Genomic DNA, 18,851 nt, shown 5'->3' on the forward strand with positions numbered 1-18,851 from the left:
TTAAGAGATGGGGAGTGGGGAGTAGGGAGTAGAGAGTGAAGAAGGGGGATTGGGGACTGGAGAGTTGATAGGAAAGATTATTACTTCGACCTTTGAACTCGGAACTTCGACTTCTGAACTCGGAACTTCGACCTCTGAACTCGGAACTTCGACCTCTGAACTCAAAACTTCAGCCTCTGAACTCGGAACTTCGACTTCTGAACTAGGAACTTCGACCTTTGAACTCGGAACTTCGACTTCTGAACTCAAAACTTCAGCCTCAGAACCCAAAACTTCAGCCTCAGAACTCAAACCTTCGACTTCTGAACCCAAAACTTCAGCCTCAGAACTCAAAACTCCGACCTCAGAACTCAAAACTTCAGCCTCAGAACCCAAAACTTCAGCCTCACAATTCCCCATGCCTAATGCACAATGCCCCACTCCTATTGTTTTAATTGAAAAGCAAGGTCAAGATCGTCCAAAGAATTAACATCTAACCAGTTACCGCGAATATAAAGCACCTTGATCGGTTTTCCTTGCTCGATTAAATAATTGCATAATTCTGGCAAACCCAAACTATTGAAATCCGGTCGTTTTTGCAACTCATTGAGTGCTTCACTAACCCATTGTCTACCTTGACTCCGCAACCGCAGCATCCCAATCCATCGGCCGCTAGAGTTTCCTAATTGCGTTTGTGTTGTTTTAGAAATGTCCAACAAGTTAACATCCTGTCCAAACAAAGAAAGATCGTCGGGAATTGAGCAATAGGCGTAGTCAGGTGAACCGCTAACAGACTTGGTGTTAGCCACAGAATCAACTACAGCCACAATTTCTCCGGGACATTCTAATAAATCGCGCAGGATGTAGCTTCTAAATAGTAAATCGCCGTAAAGCACCAGCATCTCTTCGCCGAAGCTACTTTGAGCTACGGCTAAGGATGCTAATTCTCCTGTTGTTTCATAATCTGGATTGCAGATGACTTTAGTCCCGACAACATCTATAGTTTCTGCTTTGTAACCTGCGACCACTGTAATATCGTTGATGGCAAGTTTCTTAAATTTATCCACCAACAACCTGAGTAGAGGTTTACCTCCAAGGGGTAACATGACTTTTGGTTTATCTTGCGTCAACCCTGCTAACTCTTGGCCTCTGCTAGCAGCCAAAACGATCGCTTGGGTATTTTGTCGTCCATTGTTGAAGTAGCGTTTTTCGGCTTCTATGAGTTCATCCGCCCCCTGTAGCCGGAAAATTTCTTTTACAGGCGCAATATCATCTTCAATGTTGATTAAAGTTTCACTAGCTTTCACTTCACGCGCGATCGCTTGCATACTAGCAACAGCAGCTCGAATCAAATGGTTTGCCCAGATGACCAAATTAACTTCAGCTTTGCGAAAAACATCAGTAGGCGTGCTGTAATATTTGGTCGGTATAATCACTAACGGGGAACGACCCGCCCACTCTTTCGCAAAGGCTAACACTTGGTCAGGACGCGATGATTTACTATGAACCAGAATGGCGGTTGCTCCGGCTGCGTGGTAAGCTTCAGCTCGGCGCATTGCTTCAGAGAGATCCCACCCAGCGATCAAAGCTTCGAGTCGGGCGACGATGCAAAAATCTGGGTCTGTCTGACTATCTTTACCTGCTTTAATTTTGCCGCAGAATTCATCAATATCAGCCAAGGCTTGGCGACTACCGTTGATAAAGCTATTGGTTTTGGGAAAAAGCTTATCTTCAATACAGACTCCAGCAATACCTCGCTGTTCTAACTTTTTGACCAGGCGACGCATATTATTAAAGTTGCCATAACCGGTATCTCCATCTAATAAAATCGGGATGCTGGTGACATCAGACATAAACTCCAGCATTTCTACAACTTGAGTCCAACTGGCTTCATTATTATCTCGAACGCCATATTGAGCCGAAAGGGCTAATCCACTCGCCCAAATTCCTTTAAATCCAGCCTCTTCCACAATCCGGGCGCTAATCCCATTGTGAGCTTCCATGATGAAGTCGAGTTGAGGCGATTCTAGTAATAGCCGCAATTGGGCACACTTATTTAATTTTGCAGCGGTATCAATGGGTGCAAATATTTGATGCATTTATTCTGCTTTTTTCAACCTATATAATATAGCGGTTCTCACAGACCTAACCTCCAGCCCCTTCCCTACTAGCGTTGGGGGGTAAGATTCAAAGCCTCTCTCCTTTTAGGAGAGAGGTCAAACTGTAATGCATTCAAACCAAAACCGCTATCAATGAAAATATTTTCAAACATTTTCTGCGACTTCTATCTGAGGTAAAATATCATTTTGGGCACGTTGAATATCTTGGGGAAAATCGATTTCGAGCCAAGGTAATCCAGTGATGTCTTCGTAGCCAAATGTTTCTGGAGTTTCTAAGAGCAGATCCCGAATTACTTCTTCATAAGGTTCATTATCGCGTCCGTCTGCAACATACTGTTCTGTGCGAGTAGCAAGACGGTGAGCAACAGGACTTCCAAAGCGAAAGAATCCCACCGACTCACCGACAAAATCGTAAACTAAACCAGGAGCTACTTGTTTACGAAACTCCATTAGATAATTATCTCTAACACAAAGCTTTACGGGTTCATCTCCCGGTTCAAAATCTCGATCTAGTAAAAAGCTGTTGGGGATATTTGTCTTTACCAGTCGTTCGATGATGCGGCGATCGCACAACACATCTGCATCCATTAATAATATGTCATCGCCAGCAACTAAATGCTGACGTACAGTCCAAAGGCTGATCGTACTGCCTTTAGTGTAGTCAGTATTATAAACTGTACTGACCCAATTTTCCGCTCCTAATGCTTTGATTTCCTCCTGAATTTTTTGTGCTTGATAACCCACAGCAATCACTACTTTGTCAATCTGGTAATAACGGAGATAGTTCAAATGGCGCTCTAATAGAGATTTGCCGTTAAATTTCAGTAAGCATTTGGGTTGATTTTGCCCATCTTTACCTAAGCGTCGGCCAACGCCGGCAGCTAATATAATTGCCTTCATCATCAAGTCACCAACAAAGCTATGACACCAGGAAATCTGGAAGTTTTCCCAGTATTTTATGATGACTGCTTTTTGCTCAAGATAATATTTGTTAATTAATTCTTAATCTAGTTACCCCAACGGCGAAACACTTGGCGAAAACCAAAATAGGCGATCGCATCTTTCATATTCGAGACAAAACGTTTTACCATACCCATACGCGTGTCGGTGACGTACTCTAAAGTTAAGACAATGCGCTGTTCATTTTCACCCAAAGGAGTAACTCTGTGGTAAAGTTTGTCACCATTGAATAAGACTAGAGTACCAGGGGTTATGGAGAGCGATCGCGTTTGTGTCTCCCGTTCTGGAATATCCTTGTAAAGTTGATATTCCAGCTTACTGGATGAATTATCAACTAATCCAAGCAAGACTGTATAGCGTTTCCCGTGATAGTAAGAGGTATCGTAATGATACTGAATATGATCTCCAGGCTCAGTATAATAATACAGCGCATAAGTATGGGGATCAGCATCAGGACAGGGAAGGAGTTTTTCTGCGGTTATTTTGTTGAGGAACTCAAAAAAGGCACTGCGTTGATAAAACTCTCCGAAAATCGGAGCGAGGCTGTCTAAGCTATAGCGGCTAATACTACCGCCCTTTTTATGATTGGGAATATAGTTGCGGTTGATAGCAGGTTCCAAAGATGGCAATAACGCCAAGAACTGCTCGATGATGGAGTTAGGGACAAAGTTCTCCACTACCAAAAATTCATTTTGAGCTTGAAACTCAGCTTGAAGTTTCTGGTAATCAACAACTGCGATCGCTTTATCAATTTCAGTTTGAAGCTCCATTGATAGTTTGATACTAATACAGGATTGCAAAAATCAAGATACCATGTTTATGAAAGCGCGATGGCGTATCCGCCCACCGTAGGCGCTCGCACTTTTAGACTTAATAAAGTTTTTAGCAAGATTCTAGCGTGATCTGGGGGCTGATCCAAAAAGGCTTGGTGCAACCCAATACTGCTTGGTTAAGGAAAGAAAGTAGGCTGAAACCCTTGAAATATCGTTGTCTATAATGCCTAAAAGAGGCTTAACCGAGCAGTATTGTGGTGCAACCATATTATAAATATTTATTCCTGCAAATTCTCTGCCTTCAAATTCAATGTAAACCTTTCCGGGGGAATGTCTCAGCCCAGTAAAGGTGCCGATAAGCCCAAAATATTTTTGATCTTCAGAAGTAGGGTAAATTGGGACAATTCTGCATTTATCCCCAGGACTAAAAGTGTAAGAAGATTCATCAGAAGTAGTTACCTGGCACTTAACAGGGTCATTTTCCCCACATATATAAGCAGCAATGTATCTCATATTTTAAAAGAGTAAGGTTTCCTAAAAACATAATATGATTATATTAGTTCAAAAAACCAAAAACGAGTTATTCAAGATAATTTGGGAAGAAAGCAGCAGGTGAAATATGAAAAAATTCTGCCAGTTCTTCAATGTGTCTGGTTGTTAGCTTACGCCGTTTTTTCAAGATGGCCGATATAATAGATTCTGTTTTGAAAATGGGTACTAAATCTTTTTGAAGTAGCCCATTTTCTTCTATCAAAACTTGAAGTAAATCTACTCCATAAATATCAGGCACGGGCTGCTGCGTTTGTTCATACTCATAAACTAAAGTGCCTAAAATATTAAGATAATCTTTTTCATCTGATGTTAGTGGGGCACTGTCTATCAGAGAATCAATAATTTTTTGAGTGGCAAATAACTCTTCCTCAGTCTTGATAGGACGAGGAGGAAATGCTTGCAGTAGCTCAATATAGGTAGGATGTTTATTTAAACCAAGGGTCATTTTTCCACTTGTCGGTATCGTACTCTGTATGGGTTATTATGTTACGAATAAATATTTTTTTGCTTTGATAGTCAATATAAGTAATAAGTCGATACTTGTTTCCTTGAATATTAAAAACTGTAAGTTCACCTACTGGATCGGCAGAGTTAAAAGCTTGGCGAACTTCAAGTATATTCTGCCACTTGGCTGATTTTGCAATTTTGTTCCAACCACGTAAACTAGACTCAGCTTCAGGATACTTTTGATAAAAAAGTTTCAGTGTTGTGGTAGAAACAATGTGCATAATAAATGAATTTTATTAGTGTAAAGATCATAAAAAATTCCTTTGCTTGTAAGTAAGTGATAGCTCAATTTATAAGTTAGCAATTTGCTAAGTCGGTGTCAAGAGGTTAATAGTTAGGGTTTCTCGCTTTACCCCAATAACGGTAGACTTTCGTAAAAAGATATTTGTTACCAAGTTTAGAAAGTGCGATGGCGTACTCACTCGCTATATGCGATCGCAAAATTTGATTATGCATTCAATAACCTAAAAAGCCTGTTTTATTAGCTTTCTACCCAATGCGCCGTTACTAGTTTGATTCTGGGTGCGGGAGTTTCCAAAATTGCCAAATTACCCATACTGCAAAGGTTGGCGCACCAATTGTCGCTGCTATTAATAACGGTTCTAGTCCATCCAGTAAGGGAACGATGGGAAACAAATACAGCACGTCTTCAATGTCAAAACCAGCGAAATTTGGTTGACGGCTGGCGTCTTTACCTAAACGCTGTTCCATTTGGTTTCGCAAATGAAAGATGCAAGCAACAGACACGCCAGATACTATCCCCATCACCAACGCCCACCAACCAAATTTTCCCTCTCTAAGAGCATATCCAATACACACAAACAATAGAATGTGGATGATAGCGTCACTAGCAAGGTCATACTGATGTCCCCATTTGCTGCTTTTCCCACTCAAACGAGCTAATTCGCCGTCTGTGTGATCGAGAAAGTTGGATAAAGCAAATAGCCATGCCCCAATGTTAACCCAAATGGTATCGCCAACTGCAATCGCCACGGTAGCCGCCAAACCACTTACAAGTCGCACTGTGGTGAGATGATTGGGGCTTACCCAACTGTCTTTTAGAGGTTGAACTAGCCAGTGAGCAAGTTGAGCATCCCAAGGCTTTGTGGTCATAGATCAACTTGAATTTGATATGGTCTTTTAATATCCATAACACTGTAAAGTACCACATCTACTTATAGATATAGATTTTTATTTAATAACTGGCGGTTTTAAGATGTCCATATAGCTTGACACTAGGATTACAGCAATTAAAAGTAAGCACAAGACTAAGGTTAGACCTGAGTCGAGTAGATAGGGGTTGTTCTACGCATGAATCCCACGGCTTAAAGCCGTGGGCGCATCAAAAGGTTTTAGGTGGACTGACCAGGCTTGAGTACAATCTTGATACAGTTGTCCTGCTTGTGGCTGAAAATTTCGTAGCCGTGCGGTGCTTGATCTAGCGGCAGACTATGGGTAATCACGAATGATGGATCGATATTACCATTTTGAACGTGATCGAGCAACGGACGTAAGTACCGATGAACGTGTGTTTGTCCCGTTTTCATGGTCAAGCCTTTATTCATGAAAGCCCCCATCGGTATCTTGTCTACAAAACCAGTGTAAACACCGGGAACGGATACAGTGCCGCCTTTGCGACAGGCAACGATCGCTTGACGCAGCACATTGGGGCGATCAGTCTCTAGACGTACTGCTTGCTTGGCCTTGTCATAGAAGCCTTCCAAACCCAAACCGTGAGCTTCCATACCCACTGCATCCATTACCGAGTCGGGGCCGCGTCCACCTGTCATTTCTTTCAAGGCTTCACCTACCTCGACTTCTTCATAGTTGAGGATTTCTGCCCCACCAGCTTTTGCCATCTGGAGGCGTTCAGGAACGCGATCGATTGCAATCACCCGCTCTGCACCTAGAAGAAAGGCGCTTCTAATCGCAAATTGCCCTACGGGGCCACAGCCCCAGATCGCCACAGTATCTCCAGGCTGGATATCACAGTTTTCCGCAGCCATGTATCCAGTGGGGTAGATATCAGTCAGAAACAAAACCTGTTCGTCTGTCAGTCCATCTGGAATCTTGAACAAACCAACATCGGCAAAGGGAACGCGGGCATATTCGGCTTGACCTCCTGCGTAGCCGCCTGTGAGATGAGAGTAGCCAAAAAGACCCGATGGAGAATGACCCAGCATTTTTTCTGCCATCCAAGCGTTGGGATTGGAGTTATCGCACAGCGACCATAAATCCCGATTGCAGAAGAAACATGAGCCGCAGGAAATCGTAAAGGGGACGACAACGCGATCGCCTATATTTACATTCTTGACAGCTCTCCCCAACTCAACGACTTCCCCCATGAATTCATGACCCAGGATGTCACCCTTTTGCATCGTCGGGTTGTAGCCATTATAAAGATGTAAATCAGAACCACAAATCGCCGTTGACGTGATTTTAACAATAGCATCACGCGGATTAATAATTTTGGGATCGGGTACGGTTTCGACTTCTACTTTATTAGTACCTTGCCAGCAAACTGCTTTCATCTGTTGAAATTTCCTTTTAATAATAGTGAAATGGATCTACCAAAACTTTTGTCAATTACCTTTCGGCAAAGCCAGTTCACTACAGCAAAACTGGTTGAGCGTCAATGCGGATATCGTTGAGACAAGTAGTTGGCAGAGCAACATCCTGGGGAAAGAGAATTGTCTTAATGACGCGATCGCTTGCCATTACTAGTTGCCTGATCCAGGCTCACTAAGCTTGCGATGCAATTCAGCTTTGACGGTATTAGGTAAGACTTTGCTCACTGTGCCCATAAGCTTCGTTTTCAGCGAACCTGCGATGATCTCATCCTTACCTGCCATCAAGGCATCGAAACCCTGCTTGGCGACCTCAGCCGGATCGTCCTTTTCATCTGCGCCTACCTTGGTGTCGTCCATATCCGCACGGTGGAAGAAATTGGTATCAGTCGGCCCGGGCATGAGTGCGGTGACGGTAACACCTGTATCCTTCAACTCACTGCGTAGCCCCTCTGAAAAAGAATGCACAAACGCCTTAGAGGCGGCGTAAACTGTCTCAAACGGGCCGGGCATCAAAGCGGCGATCGACGATGTGAAAAGGATTCGACCCTTGCCAAGCTCAACCATATCTTTTACAACTAGTTTGGCAAGATGGACAGACGATACAACGTTCAAATTTATCAGATTGAGTTCATCCTTCAGGTCAGTTTCACGAGCGAAGTCGCCGCTCACACCAACACCCGCGTTGATGGCGATCGCATCCACTGCTCGGTTAGTTGCTTTAATCTGGTTGTAAAGTGTTTCAACACCATCATAGGTAGCGAGATCAGCCTGCACCGTCTCAACTTTAGCACCTAGATCCTTGAAAGCTTGAGCAGCTTCGTTGATACTCGATCCGGTGGCTGTGACTAGAAGGTCAAAGCCGTTTTGGGCAAACTGTTTGGCAAGTTCGTAGCCAATGCCGTTTGAGGCACCCGTCACGACAGCAAGGGGTCGGGTCAAAGAACTGTTCATAACCGTTTGTTCAAACTCCTATATAACTGCTCCACGCTCCTAAGTCTTGGCAAGCTTCTGTCTCATTACCAGACCGTCTGCGTGGACTGTAGACTTTCAATTCTTATAATCTTAGAGAGGCAGCAGTGTAGTTACGTCTTTCCCAGGAAATATCGCTCCTGTGTCTTTAAGGTTACTTTTATGGAGTTTTGGATATATTTTTAGCCTTCATTTAGTCGGATAGACTGTGCTTAACTTCTACCTCTGGCAAACCTCAGATTTTAATGGACTAAGTACGCTTTTGCATAAAATCGTATCGTTTTTAAATGCAGAGGGATGCATTGCCATTGCAGAGGGATGCATTGCCATTGCAAAGGGATGCATTGCCATTGCAGAGGGGCGCATTGCCATTGCAGAGGGGCGCATTGCCATTGCAGAGGGACGCATTGCCATTGCAGAGGGACGCATTGCCATTGCAGAGGGACGCATTGCCATTGCAGAGGGACGCATTGCCATTGCCAAATTTACAGCAGAATTCAAGTATTTGAACCACATCTGTTGTAGGGGCGCAAGGCCTTGCGCCCCTACCGCGTGGTCTATTTACCTGAAAATAGCTGTAATTAGCTAAGAATTAATGAAATGCTAACTAAGTAGTGACAATCACATATAGGACTCAGATTTGATTTGTGAAATATACGTAGGGGAGCCAGTGCGTTGCGGAGGTTCCCGACGCTCGATGACACGCTAACGCTGCGCTATCCGTTGTAGCAACTGGCGTTGCGTTATGCCTCTGGCTAACGTACCATCCGAAGACTTTGGTGTGTTATCGCGTAGCGTAACGCACCCTACGCATACTTAGAGTTTTTCATAAATCAAATCTGATTCTTATAGCAATGGTGAAATAGGACTTTTAGCTAGCTTTGATAGTCAATTTTTTCCAAAATATCTAAACAAAGCCTTAGCCCTATTTGCAACAAACTCTAACTCTGTATTATGCGTGAGCTATCAAATTTAGATGTAGCACTTGTAGCAATCGATGATTAGTACCTAATATTGACAGTTAACTACGAACTTTGGTGAGGATTTTTTGGGAATAGAACGAAGCTGATTCTTCGTTTTTGGCACAATCTTGGGCAAATTTAATCAAATGATGCCCGACAAGTCCAACGTGAATCAAGTTTTCAATATCACCCGCTTTTAGTGCTGGCTTGGCCATTTTCCAGAAAGTCTGACGATAGTTACTAAATATGCCTATCCGCAGCAAAATATTCCCTAAATAAGTTAAACCTTTGCGAATATTAGCCCCAGAAGTGCGAGCTGGGCTGTTAGGTACTTCGATGCGGTTTGGATAGGTGTGTTCCATGTTGTAAGCAAACCGCTCATATAAAAATTCTGGCTCATAAGCTGTTGTAATGCAGCGCCGCCACATCTCGATAACTTGCTCGTAGGGCATCAAAAACTCAACATTTGATTCGCGGCTTTCATCAAAGAGAAGTCGTCCTTCTGCTTCTAACCTCCGCCATAAAGGAGTTCTCGGTAAGGCATGAAGTAAGTTAATTGTCAACATGGGAATTTGCGATGCCCGAATAAATTCGATAATTCGGTCTGCTGTTTCTGGTGTATCTGTATCTAAGCCGATGATGATTCCTGATACTACTTCCATGCCATAGCTATTTAAAACCTGAATCGCTTTTAAGATTGGCATACTCAGATTTTGGTCTTTGGAAATCGCATGGAGAGCATTTGGTTCAGGTGTTTCGATACCGCAAAAGATGGTGCAGAAATAAGCTTCGCGCATCATCTCCAGCAGTTTGGGACTTTGAGCTAGGTTGAGCGTTGCTTCACAGGCAAACTGGATGGGATAACCATTGCGTTTTTGCCAGTCAATCAGATGAGGAAGCAACTTCATGGCGGCGCGGCGATCGCCAACAAAGTTATCATCGACAAAATACACTGCTCCCAAATTGCCAGATTGTCGCATTGCATCTAACTCGGCGACTACTTGCTCTGGTGTTTTCATCCGGGGACTATTGCCGTAGAGTTCGGGAATATCACAAAACTCGCAGCGATAAGGGCAACCACTAGAAAACTGGACATTTGCCAAGAAATAATCATTGATATTCAGCAAATGATAAGCTGGGGTGGGAAACTCTGTTAGGGGCAAACGTTCCTTGGTTTCAAAGCGAATTTGCGTTTGGGGACGTTGCGAGTTTTGGTCTAGATACTCGATCATGCGATCGCTTCCATCTCCCAATTCACCCAAATTTAAAATGTCGAACTCAGGATAATATTCTGGACACCCAGATACCGAGGGGCCACCCACAACGGTAATTTTCCCGGCTCGATGGGCAAGTTCGTTAATTTGATTAATCTGTGGTTTTTGGATATGCATTCCACTGACAATCACCACGTCAGCCCATTGGTAATCAGCCCTGGTTGCTGCTTTGACATTTTCATCAATAAACCGGACTTCCCATTCTTTGGGTAAGTAGGCAGCCACAATTAAAATACCTTGGGGTGGCATAAAAGCCCGGACATTACCCATGAGTGGGTAGGCGTGATGAAAAGTACCAAAGGAGCGGCTGTATTTGGGAAAGATACACAGAATGCGTCGATGGTGCGAAGGAACGTAGCGGGTTCCTTGAGTCACAGGAGCGGTTTTAGAATCGGCCGCTAGATTAATTTGGTTCTCTAAAGACTTTAAATTCACAGTCATCGCAAATTTCACCCTGGAAAACTGAGCAGGTAATTTGACAGTTTATTGACATAATTAGCTGTAATTCCAACTAGCTTACCAAAGAAAGGCAGGAGGCAGAAGGAATTAGGAATGTATTTTTGCTCAAAGCAAAGTCCTAATGATTATAAATCGCCCTATCTTGCTTTGTGCCTGATTCATCGTCATATTTGAAGGGGAGTTTAACTGGTAAAATAGAAAATCTACCCTAGTAATGCAAATTTAATTGGTTGGCAAACAACTATTATGGAAATCGCGGATGGGACATAAAAAGAGAGATTTTCATTTTTTGTTGTATCCAACTGGGTATAGGCATTTGTCATGAATTTGATTTACTTTCTTTTGCGTTCTTCATGGGGAATGGTAGCGATGGCGATCGCTACCGGATTTTTGAGTGGCGGTAGTAGTGCTGGCTTGATTGCCTTAATTAGTCATGCTGCAAGTAGCGGTACTGCTTCTCGTCTCACATCGATAATTTGGGGTTTTGCGGGGCTGGCAATAGTTGCATTAATTACCAGTATCATTTCTCAAGTGATGCTGATTCGTCTTTCTCAGAATGCAGTCTTACAATTACGGATGCATTTGAGTCGCCAGATTCTCGCTTCTGAATTGAGTCATCTAGAACGCTTAGGGAATCCTCGATTATTAGCAACTTTAACAGAAGACATTCAGGCGGTGGCTAATGCTGTTTATCAGATGCCTTTCATTTTTATTAATTTAGCGATCGTCTTGGGTTGTATAACGTATATAACCTGGCTTTCTTGGTTAGTACTGCTGATGGTTTGTGGGATTTCAGTAGTTGCGATCGCTAGTTGTCAGTGGCTACTCAATAGAGGCGGGCAATTGCTGACCCTAGCTCGTGAAGATGAAGATCATCTATTTAAACATTTTCGCACCATCACTGAAGGAGTCAAGGAACTCAAACTAAACTACAGGCGGCGTGAAGATTTTTTAGAAGAAAAGCTGCAATCAACTGCTAACGAGTTCCGTCATCACAACGTTAACGGTCTAACCCTTTTTGCCGTAACTTCAAGCTGGGGTCAACTGATATTCTTTTTTGCTCTCGGTTTTGTTCTATTTGTACTGCCTAATCTGCTTACCATCAATCCCGAAACTCTCTCTGGCTACATTTTGACCTTCACTTACTTGGTGTTACCAATGGATAACATCATCAGTAAACTTCCTCTCTTAAGCAAAGCTAGCATTGCTTTACAAAAAATTGAGTCACTGGGTTTATCTCTAGCTAGTCGAAGTGAAATATCAACTGTTCCACCTGTTCTGAAATCTGACTGGCACAGCTTAAAATTTAAAAGTGTTACCCATACTTACTACACAGAGCAAGAAGACAATAGCTTTATTTTTGGCCCCATCGACTTGACACTGCATCCTCAAGAATTAGTCTTCATTGTCGGTGGTAATGGTAGCGGTAAATCTACATTAGCTAAACTAATTACTGGGCTTTATGTCCCAGAAAACGGCGAAATCTGGTTTGATGATGAGTTAATTAGTGAAGAGAATCGAGAATGGTATCGCCAGCATTTTTCCGTAGTGTTTTCCGACTTTTATTTATTTGAAGAACTATTGGGATTAAAAAATTATCACTTGGATGCTCAAGCGACAAAATATTTACAACAACTGCAACTAGACCATAAGGTGAAAATTGAAAATGGACAAATTTCTACAACTGCTCTTTCTCAAGGACAACGAAAACGGCTAGCTTTACTCACAGCCTACTTGGAAGATCGACCAATTTATCTATTTGATGAGTGGGCAGCCGATCAAGATCCAGTATTCAAGAAAATATTCTACACTCAACTTCTCCCAGAACTGCGATCGCGGGGTAAAACAGTGCTGGTGATTAGCCATGACGATCGCTATTTTCATTTAGCAGACCGAATTATCAAACTTGACTATGGAAAAATAGAGTACGATAAAACTTAATCTGTCAAAACAATTCATAATTGTTAAAAGAATATTTGGAGTTTGACTAAATAAAACTAATGTCTGAACAAAAGCCCATAAATCCTTGGAACTACAAACCTTGGTGGTGTCAACCCTGGTCTATAGTTCTCACAGGTGTAACACTGATTGGTGGTAGCTGGTTACTATTTAAAACTATCTGGCTAACAGTTCTCGTTTCCATCCCTATAGGAACGTGGATGGTATTTTTTGTGTTGTTTTGGCCACAACTAATGATTCGCAGTGGAATTTTGGAGTCGTATAAAGAGTAGTTTGAGCTTGATGTAATGCTGGAAATTAGTCCAGCGTGTTCAGAGATTCAGCATCTCAGATCGCGTCCAGCTAATTAGTTATAATTCCCGAATCTATGCAAAAATCTCAAAAACCCCTTCCATCTAACCCCTATGGTCTTAACGATCGCTCTTTAACCGGACTCGTATCATCTCTGCGTAGACGTGCAGAGATGAGCAAGACTGTGCTGCATTAAGCGATCGTTCAAGCAAATTGTGAGAAGGGCGTTGCATAAATGCGGGATGAATTGGCGGTTGAAACCATTGGACAATTCGTTATAAATTGTGCGAAATCATCCCCTAATTCAGCAATGCCGTGAGAAGAAGTTCTCCGAAACAGTTTCTAATCCTCGGAATTTAGGTATAAACAAATTAGTAGTATCAAAAACATCAATCTATGATAGAGAACTCTAACAATATAATAAGTTTTGATAATTTTTAGCTAAAATTGATATTTTTTAAGCTGGCTGTGGGCAAAAGACCTTGTAAGTATCTAGATACTTAGGGAATTTGCACAGGGAAAGTTAGGGTGACATGAACAACAGAGCAAACCAAAGGCATGAAGAACATCATGTAATAGAATATTTCTGTATATTCAACCGAATGTTGATTTTCGTTGCAGAGATATTTATGTCACGCAGCCTTATTGCTGGAAAAATAATGCTGCGGTTGTTCCAAAATTTCCAGCGTCCCAAACTTTCCTGGCTAAGGCTTAGACACTCATCTGTGAAAACCCAAGCTGTTCCTCTACCTGACAATGAAGCAGAAAGGCTCAAAGCGCTGGCAGACTACAATATTCTAGATACCCTACCCGAACAAGCATTTGATGACCTAACTGCTATTGCTGCCTACATTTGTAAAACTCCAATTGCTTTAATTAGCTTAGTTGATAGCGATCGCCAATGGTTTAAATCTAAGGTTGGACTAAAAAGTAGCGAAACACCTAGAGATGGGTCTTTTTGCTCCCATGCCATTCTTCAACCAGAGGATATATTAGTGGTTCCCAACGCCATTAAAGACGATCGCTTTAATAACAATCCCTTAGTCAAAGGTAATCCCAAAATTCGTTTTTATGCTGGTGTCCCTCTAATTACGCCTGATGGTCTTCCAATTGGGACATTGTGTGTTCTCGATACCATTCCTCATCACCTAAGTTACCAGCAGTTAGATGCACTGCGCCGCCTAAGTCGTCAGGCGATCGCTCAAATGGAACTCATTCAGGAAGTTCGTAACTGCAAACAAGCAGAGATCGAAGGAAGACAGTTATCGCTGACTGATGAACTCACAGGTTTGTATAACCGACGTGGTTTCTTCCTAATGGCTGCAAAGCAGTTGAAAAATGCTCACCGCATGAAAAAGTTTTGCTGGGTTATGTTCATTGATTTAGATGGACTAAAACAGATTAACGACACCCTTGGTCATGACATGGGAGATGCCTTGATTATTGATGCTGGTCGATTACTTAGGCAAAGTTTTCGGAACTCAGATATTATTGCCCGCTTGGGTGGTGATGAGTTCATTGTTTTCATTTATAGCTACTTTAAGGACGCTGATAGTATCCAAGCGCGTCTACAAACAAATATCGCTAACTTTAATCAACAGCAAAACCGTAGCTATAAACTTTCGATGAGTATGGGCATAGAGCGTTACTCACCAGAGAGCAATATGTCACTAGAACAACTAATTGCTAAGTCTGACGAATTAATGTATGCTCACAAGCGTCTCAAACGGCAATCTCTTACATGAATCATCCTGTCTGAAGATTAAGCAAGTAAGAGTAGTGCTAATAAAAATCGAGATTCGTTATTGAACATCAGATATTAATCTATTAAACAGCTAGTAGGCGTAGGTTGGGTTGAGTAATTTTGTTAATTATTGAATTTTGGTTTTCGTAAGTTTTTGAAACCCAACATTTTAAGCGTGTCGTGCTACTACTATTCTTCCTAACCCAAGCGTATTGGGTTTAATTCTCCTTTTCTCCTTGAGAGAAGGTAACGCCAACGTGTATAATGTCGAAAGTTTTAGTCTGGGTCTAAATCCCATTAAATAACAGTCTTTAATTACGAATTACGAATTACGAATTACGAATTATTTTAATTTACCACCTGGCTGCCATGACTGCGGGGATCATCTTGATTCGCCGTTGGTGCGACTGGGGCTGAAAATTTGGAAACTTTGCCGCTAGCTTGAGCGTAAGGGAGAGAGGAACCAGTAACCAAAGCTTCTAAGTTACTAGCCATAATCGTCCGGGGTTGATCGCCGATCGCTTCAGCTATGGTTTCCCCTTGCTGACTCAAAAATACAAAATGGGGAATCCCATCTACCCGATATCTCAGCATTTCCGGCAGCCACTTTGTGTTATCCACATTCAGCATGACAAAATTCATCTTGTCAGCATACTCTGTTTCTAACTGAGTGATATCTGGTGCCATTTTTTGGCAGACAGTACACCAATCAGCATAAAACTCTACTAAAGATGGTTTGCCGTTGCTGACGGCTACTTCTAATGGTGTGGAAGTCTCGCTTAACTTGGCTAGAGTTGCCGAGGTTGTTTCAGTTCGCAATCCTAAGACGAGGGAAACAGTAAGAGCGATCGCTACCATTACAATTAAGAAATTTCTCAGACGCTTCCCAAATGTGGATTCAAGTTTTTCGGGAGAATTAATAGGTGAATCAGTACTCATAACAGCATTATTAAAACTTATTAGGCAATTTCTTCTTTAGTTTAGCTGACTCCAGGCACTCTATCATTTCTCTAGCTTTGGAAGCTTGAACTAGGAATTGGGCATGGGGCACAAGAGGCAGAGGGGAAAGAAAGACTTACTGCTACTTCTCCTCTGCTACCCTGCTCACCAATCCCAAAGCGCCTATTTACTTCACTTACAAAATTGCTCCAGTTTCCTTCAAATAAACCCGCGTAAATGGTTCATCTTCACCCAAAGTATAATCTTCAATCAACCCTTTGCGACGAATAGAAATATCGTTGCCTTTTCTAATTATCACAGTCGAACCATCGAAAACATCCCGCACCAAAATCATCTCCGTTTCGGTGGGATTATCCAAAACTACGATATTACTATTCTGGTAAAATACGCCCTGTTCTTCGAGGATTTCTTCAGGGTACTCGGCAATTAGCAAATCAACTTTGGGATGACGCAGCAAAGTTTGGACATTACTGTTGTAATCTTTGCTTAATACTTTTTTCGAGCGATTCACAAAAACGGCATCACGACAAACAGCACCTATTGTCAAGTTGGGATTTTGCAAAAGGATATGGTCAATCGTTGCTTGTAGTTCTTCAACAGAGATTTTGTTAAAGGTAATAATTGGTATCCTGGCATCTGTACCCAACTCAAAAAAGGTTTCTAAAATATGAGAAGGCACATCAACACTTTCACCAACAGAAGGTTTAAGATGCATTAAAACGCCTGGTGCAGCATTGATTTCCAGGATGGCAAAGTTACTGGACTTCCAAGATTCTGCAAGACTTTTGGTGATAACATCAATTCCCAGGCAAGTTAGCTGAAAATGTTGGGCAATATCTTGCGCCAAGATAATATTGTCATCATGAACTGTCGAGGTTGCATCGATGCTCATACCTCCGGCTGAAAGATTGGCGACTTTACGCAGGTAAACAGTGCGTCCTTTCTCAATTACGCTGTCTAATGATAAGCGCTGTTCGTCTAGGTAGAGTTCCATCGCTTCATCGATCTGAATTTTACTCATCGGCGAAGTTGGCGTGTCTAAACGTGCAGGTTTGCGGTTCTCTTGGCGAATTAACTCTGCAAGCGTTAAGTGCCCATCACCAACAACTGAGGCTGGACGGCGTTCTGTGGCGGCGACAAATCGACCATTGACACACAACAAACGAAAATCCGATCCTGTGATGCTTTTCTCAACAATTATTCGGGTTTGCTGATTTTCGGGAATCGCTGCCAGTGAACGGTTATAAGCAGATATCAGTTCTTTTGAGTCTTGCACATCAGCCGTGACGCCAATTCCTTTGTGACCTATCACTGGCTTAACTGCCACTGGGTAGCCAATTTCTCTTGCTGCTGCCAAGGCTTCTTTCTCGGAAAAGACAATACTACCTTCAGGTACTGGGAAACCCAAGGTTTTTAAAAATGCTTTACAGTCATCTTTACGGGTCGTGAATTCCGAATCTAGATGGCTATCACAGTTAAATGTTGTTGCTATCCCCCGGACGTGTTTTTTTCCCAAGCCGTATTGCATTAATCCTTCTTCCCACAAATAAAAGGCAGGAATACCTTTCTGATAGGCTGTTCGCAATAGGGCGTAAACTGTGGGCCCACCATAGACAGATGCGCGAAATCTATCTTGTAACCTCACCAGTTGCTCATCAAAGGCAAAGTCTTCGTCTTGGGTAATGGCTTCAAACCAATCCCAAACAAAGTAAATTACCTCTCTAGTTGTACGTTCATGTAGTGATTGGACGCTAATCCGCGTAAGATTTGGATATGGCTTAACACTCCAGCGGTTAAGGTGTAAATCCATGTCCAATTTTCCGGCTTCGGACACAACTTGGGCAAATAGATGAGCATAAGATTCGTAGGTTTGATCGCGAAGATTTGGATAGCGATCGCCAATGCTGGCAATATAATCTTCAATGGGCAAAGGCTCTCTAGAGTCAATTAGAGCAAAATCAAATACTAGTGCCCCTACATCTAAATAAGGGTTGGGCCCAAGGTAATGCTTGAAGTTGAAAATATCGAATACATCCGTCCTTCTAGCATTAATGCGGACTAATTCACTGCTTTTTTGTAGAACCATTGATTACAAACCTTCGGCTAAACACCCTGAGATTTTAATGCTGAGTTGTAGTTACTCAGACTTACTGATTGTAGATTGACTCACGTTAATTTTGGAGAGTGATGGCTTTGCCACTGAGCTAATCAGAACCCACGCTAACTCTATTACTAAGCATTTTTAACTATCTTAAGGCATAATTTAATCCCCATTCTTCTGCCAGCAATCAATAACAGTCAATTCATCCTCATGAATAATCAAAGATATAACCTTTGAAAGGTGCAACACTCATCCAATAATTGTATAAATAGATATGAGGCATTAAAAAGACAGCATAAAAAAACAGCAAAGTTATGAATAGCACACAAGCTGCTCTAAGAGATGAAATTCGAGAACTTGCTGATGAAGCTTTTCACCAAAAGCTGATCTCTGGACATGGAGATGGGGCGGACATGAATGAGTATCAAATTGTCTACCAAGGCAAACCCAGGCATCTCCCACTAGAACAAGCACGTTTTTTCTTAACTAACTTGCTTAACAAAAGTCGGGTTGATTAGGACTTGCCATCAGATATCTTATCTATTTGCATCTAGCTAGGGTCAATACCAATTACTCACATCGCCCGATAAATCTCTAATCGACAATTAGCAATATAGCTAACAATGCCTCTAGAAAATACTTCTAGAGGCAGTTGACGTTGTGAATTTTAT

19 protein-coding genes are annotated in these 18,851 nt (G+C 42.2%); 5 read left to right on the forward strand and 14 right to left on the reverse strand.

All coding sequences use genetic code 11. From position 1 onward, the window contains the following. The 11 genes from NLP_RS10010 to NLP_RS10055 all read right to left on the reverse strand — a co-directional run bounded on the left by NLP_RS10010 (position 1) and on the right by NLP_RS10055 (position 8,412). Positions 1-399 carry a hypothetical protein gene (locus NLP_RS10010; RefSeq protein WP_199784793.1) on the reverse strand — a complete coding sequence of 133 codons (399 nt, stop codon included), beginning with the start codon at positions 397-399 and terminating at the stop codon, positions 1-3. A gap of 23 nt (positions 400-422) precedes the next feature. Next, the gene (gene aepX / locus NLP_RS10015) at positions 423-2,078 is read right to left on the reverse strand and encodes a phosphoenolpyruvate mutase (RefSeq protein ID WP_104906276.1); all 1,656 of its coding nucleotides are present in this window, start codon (positions 2,076-2,078) and stop codon (positions 423-425) included. 165 nt (positions 2,079-2,243) lie between these two features. Further along, a complete protein-coding gene (locus NLP_RS10020; RefSeq protein ID WP_234017269.1) occupies positions 2,244-3,002 on the reverse strand; it encodes a phosphocholine cytidylyltransferase family protein in 759 nt (252 codons plus the stop codon). A 104-nt stretch (positions 3,003-3,106) separates the two neighbouring features. After that, the gene (locus NLP_RS10025) at positions 3,107-3,829 is read right to left on the reverse strand and encodes a 2OG-Fe(II) oxygenase (RefSeq protein ID WP_104906278.1); all 723 of its coding nucleotides are present in this window, start codon (positions 3,827-3,829) and stop codon (positions 3,107-3,109) included. Positions 3,830-3,952: 123 nt separating this feature from the next. Next, positions 3,953-4,345, reverse strand: a complete 393-nt coding sequence (locus tag NLP_RS10030) for a hypothetical protein (RefSeq protein ID WP_104906279.1) — start codon at positions 4,343-4,345, stop codon at positions 3,953-3,955. 67 nt (positions 4,346-4,412) lie between these two features. Next, positions 4,413-4,829 carry a helix-turn-helix domain-containing protein gene (locus NLP_RS10035; RefSeq protein WP_104906280.1) on the reverse strand — a complete coding sequence of 139 codons (417 nt, stop codon included), beginning with the start codon at positions 4,827-4,829 and terminating at the stop codon, positions 4,413-4,415. Beyond that, positions 4,810-5,112 (reverse strand): type II toxin-antitoxin system HigB family toxin, encoded by a 303-nt coding sequence (locus NLP_RS10040; RefSeq protein ID WP_104906281.1) that lies wholly within the window; start codon positions 5,110-5,112, stop codon positions 4,810-4,812. Before NLP_RS10040 ends, NLP_RS10035 begins: the two co-directional genes overlap by 20 nt. A gap of 106 nt (positions 5,113-5,218) precedes the next feature. Next, positions 5,219-5,347, reverse strand: a complete 129-nt coding sequence (locus NLP_RS35505; protein ID WP_267894913.1) for a hypothetical protein — start codon at positions 5,345-5,347, stop codon at positions 5,219-5,221. A 51-nt stretch (positions 5,348-5,398) separates the two neighbouring features. Further along, positions 5,399-6,004 (reverse strand): CDP-alcohol phosphatidyltransferase family protein, encoded by a 606-nt coding sequence (locus NLP_RS10045; RefSeq protein WP_104906282.1) that lies wholly within the window; start codon positions 6,002-6,004, stop codon positions 5,399-5,401. Between the two features lie 239 nt (positions 6,005-6,243). Then, positions 6,244-7,422, reverse strand: coding sequence for a zinc-dependent alcohol dehydrogenase (locus NLP_RS10050; RefSeq protein ID WP_104906283.1), 1,179 nt, complete (start codon positions 7,420-7,422; stop codon positions 6,244-6,246). Between the two features lie 189 nt (positions 7,423-7,611). Further along, positions 7,612-8,412: an SDR family NAD(P)-dependent oxidoreductase gene (locus NLP_RS10055; RefSeq protein ID WP_104906284.1), complete on the reverse strand. Its 801-nt coding sequence runs from the start codon at positions 8,410-8,412 to the stop codon at positions 7,612-7,614. A gap of 226 nt (positions 8,413-8,638) precedes the next feature. Here NLP_RS10055 and NLP_RS10060 point away from each other — a divergent pair, with 226 nt between their 5' ends. Then, positions 8,639-9,019, forward strand: coding sequence for a hypothetical protein (locus tag NLP_RS10060; protein WP_104906285.1), 381 nt, complete (start codon positions 8,639-8,641; stop codon positions 9,017-9,019). 432 nt (positions 9,020-9,451) lie between these two features. Here NLP_RS10060 and NLP_RS10065 read toward each other — a convergent pair whose 3' ends face one another. Continuing rightward, positions 9,452-11,107 (reverse strand): B12-binding domain-containing radical SAM protein, encoded by a 1,656-nt coding sequence (locus NLP_RS10065; RefSeq protein WP_199784794.1) that lies wholly within the window; start codon positions 11,105-11,107, stop codon positions 9,452-9,454. A gap of 339 nt (positions 11,108-11,446) precedes the next feature. Here NLP_RS10065 and NLP_RS10070 point away from each other — a divergent pair, with 339 nt between their 5' ends. From NLP_RS10070 to NLP_RS10080, 3 genes are all read left to right on the forward strand, one after another. Then, entirely contained in the window at positions 11,447-13,066 is a 1,620-nt protein-coding gene (locus NLP_RS10070; RefSeq protein WP_104906286.1) for a cyclic peptide export ABC transporter, read from the forward strand. A 59-nt stretch (positions 13,067-13,125) separates the two neighbouring features. Continuing rightward, positions 13,126-13,356 carry a DUF6737 family protein gene (locus NLP_RS10075; protein WP_104906287.1) on the forward strand — a complete coding sequence of 77 codons (231 nt, stop codon included), beginning with the start codon at positions 13,126-13,128 and terminating at the stop codon, positions 13,354-13,356. A gap of 648 nt (positions 13,357-14,004) precedes the next feature. Next, positions 14,005-15,120, forward strand: a complete 1,116-nt coding sequence (locus NLP_RS10080) for a sensor domain-containing diguanylate cyclase (RefSeq protein WP_158680327.1) — start codon at positions 14,005-14,007, stop codon at positions 15,118-15,120. A gap of 347 nt (positions 15,121-15,467) precedes the next feature. On the opposite strand, the gene NLP_RS10085 is transcribed toward NLP_RS10080, so the two are convergent. Continuing rightward, positions 15,468-16,058, reverse strand: a complete 591-nt coding sequence (locus NLP_RS10085; protein WP_104906289.1) for a thioredoxin family protein — start codon at positions 16,056-16,058, stop codon at positions 15,468-15,470. Between the two features lie 196 nt (positions 16,059-16,254). Further along, positions 16,255-18,165, reverse strand: coding sequence for an ATP-binding protein (locus NLP_RS10090; protein WP_104906290.1), 1,911 nt, complete (start codon positions 18,163-18,165; stop codon positions 16,255-16,257). Positions 18,166-18,494: 329 nt separating this feature from the next. Between NLP_RS10090 and NLP_RS10095 the strand changes: the two genes are divergently transcribed. Next, entirely contained in the window at positions 18,495-18,698 is a 204-nt protein-coding gene (locus NLP_RS10095; protein ID WP_104906291.1) for a hypothetical protein, read from the forward strand. The last annotated feature ends 153 nt before the right edge of the window (positions 18,699-18,851 follow it).

Origin of the sequence: Nostoc sp. 'Lobaria pulmonaria (5183) cyanobiont' (assembly GCF_002949795.1) — a bacterium.
Taxonomy (GTDB): domain Bacteria; phylum Cyanobacteriota; class Cyanobacteriia; order Cyanobacteriales; family Nostocaceae; genus Nostoc.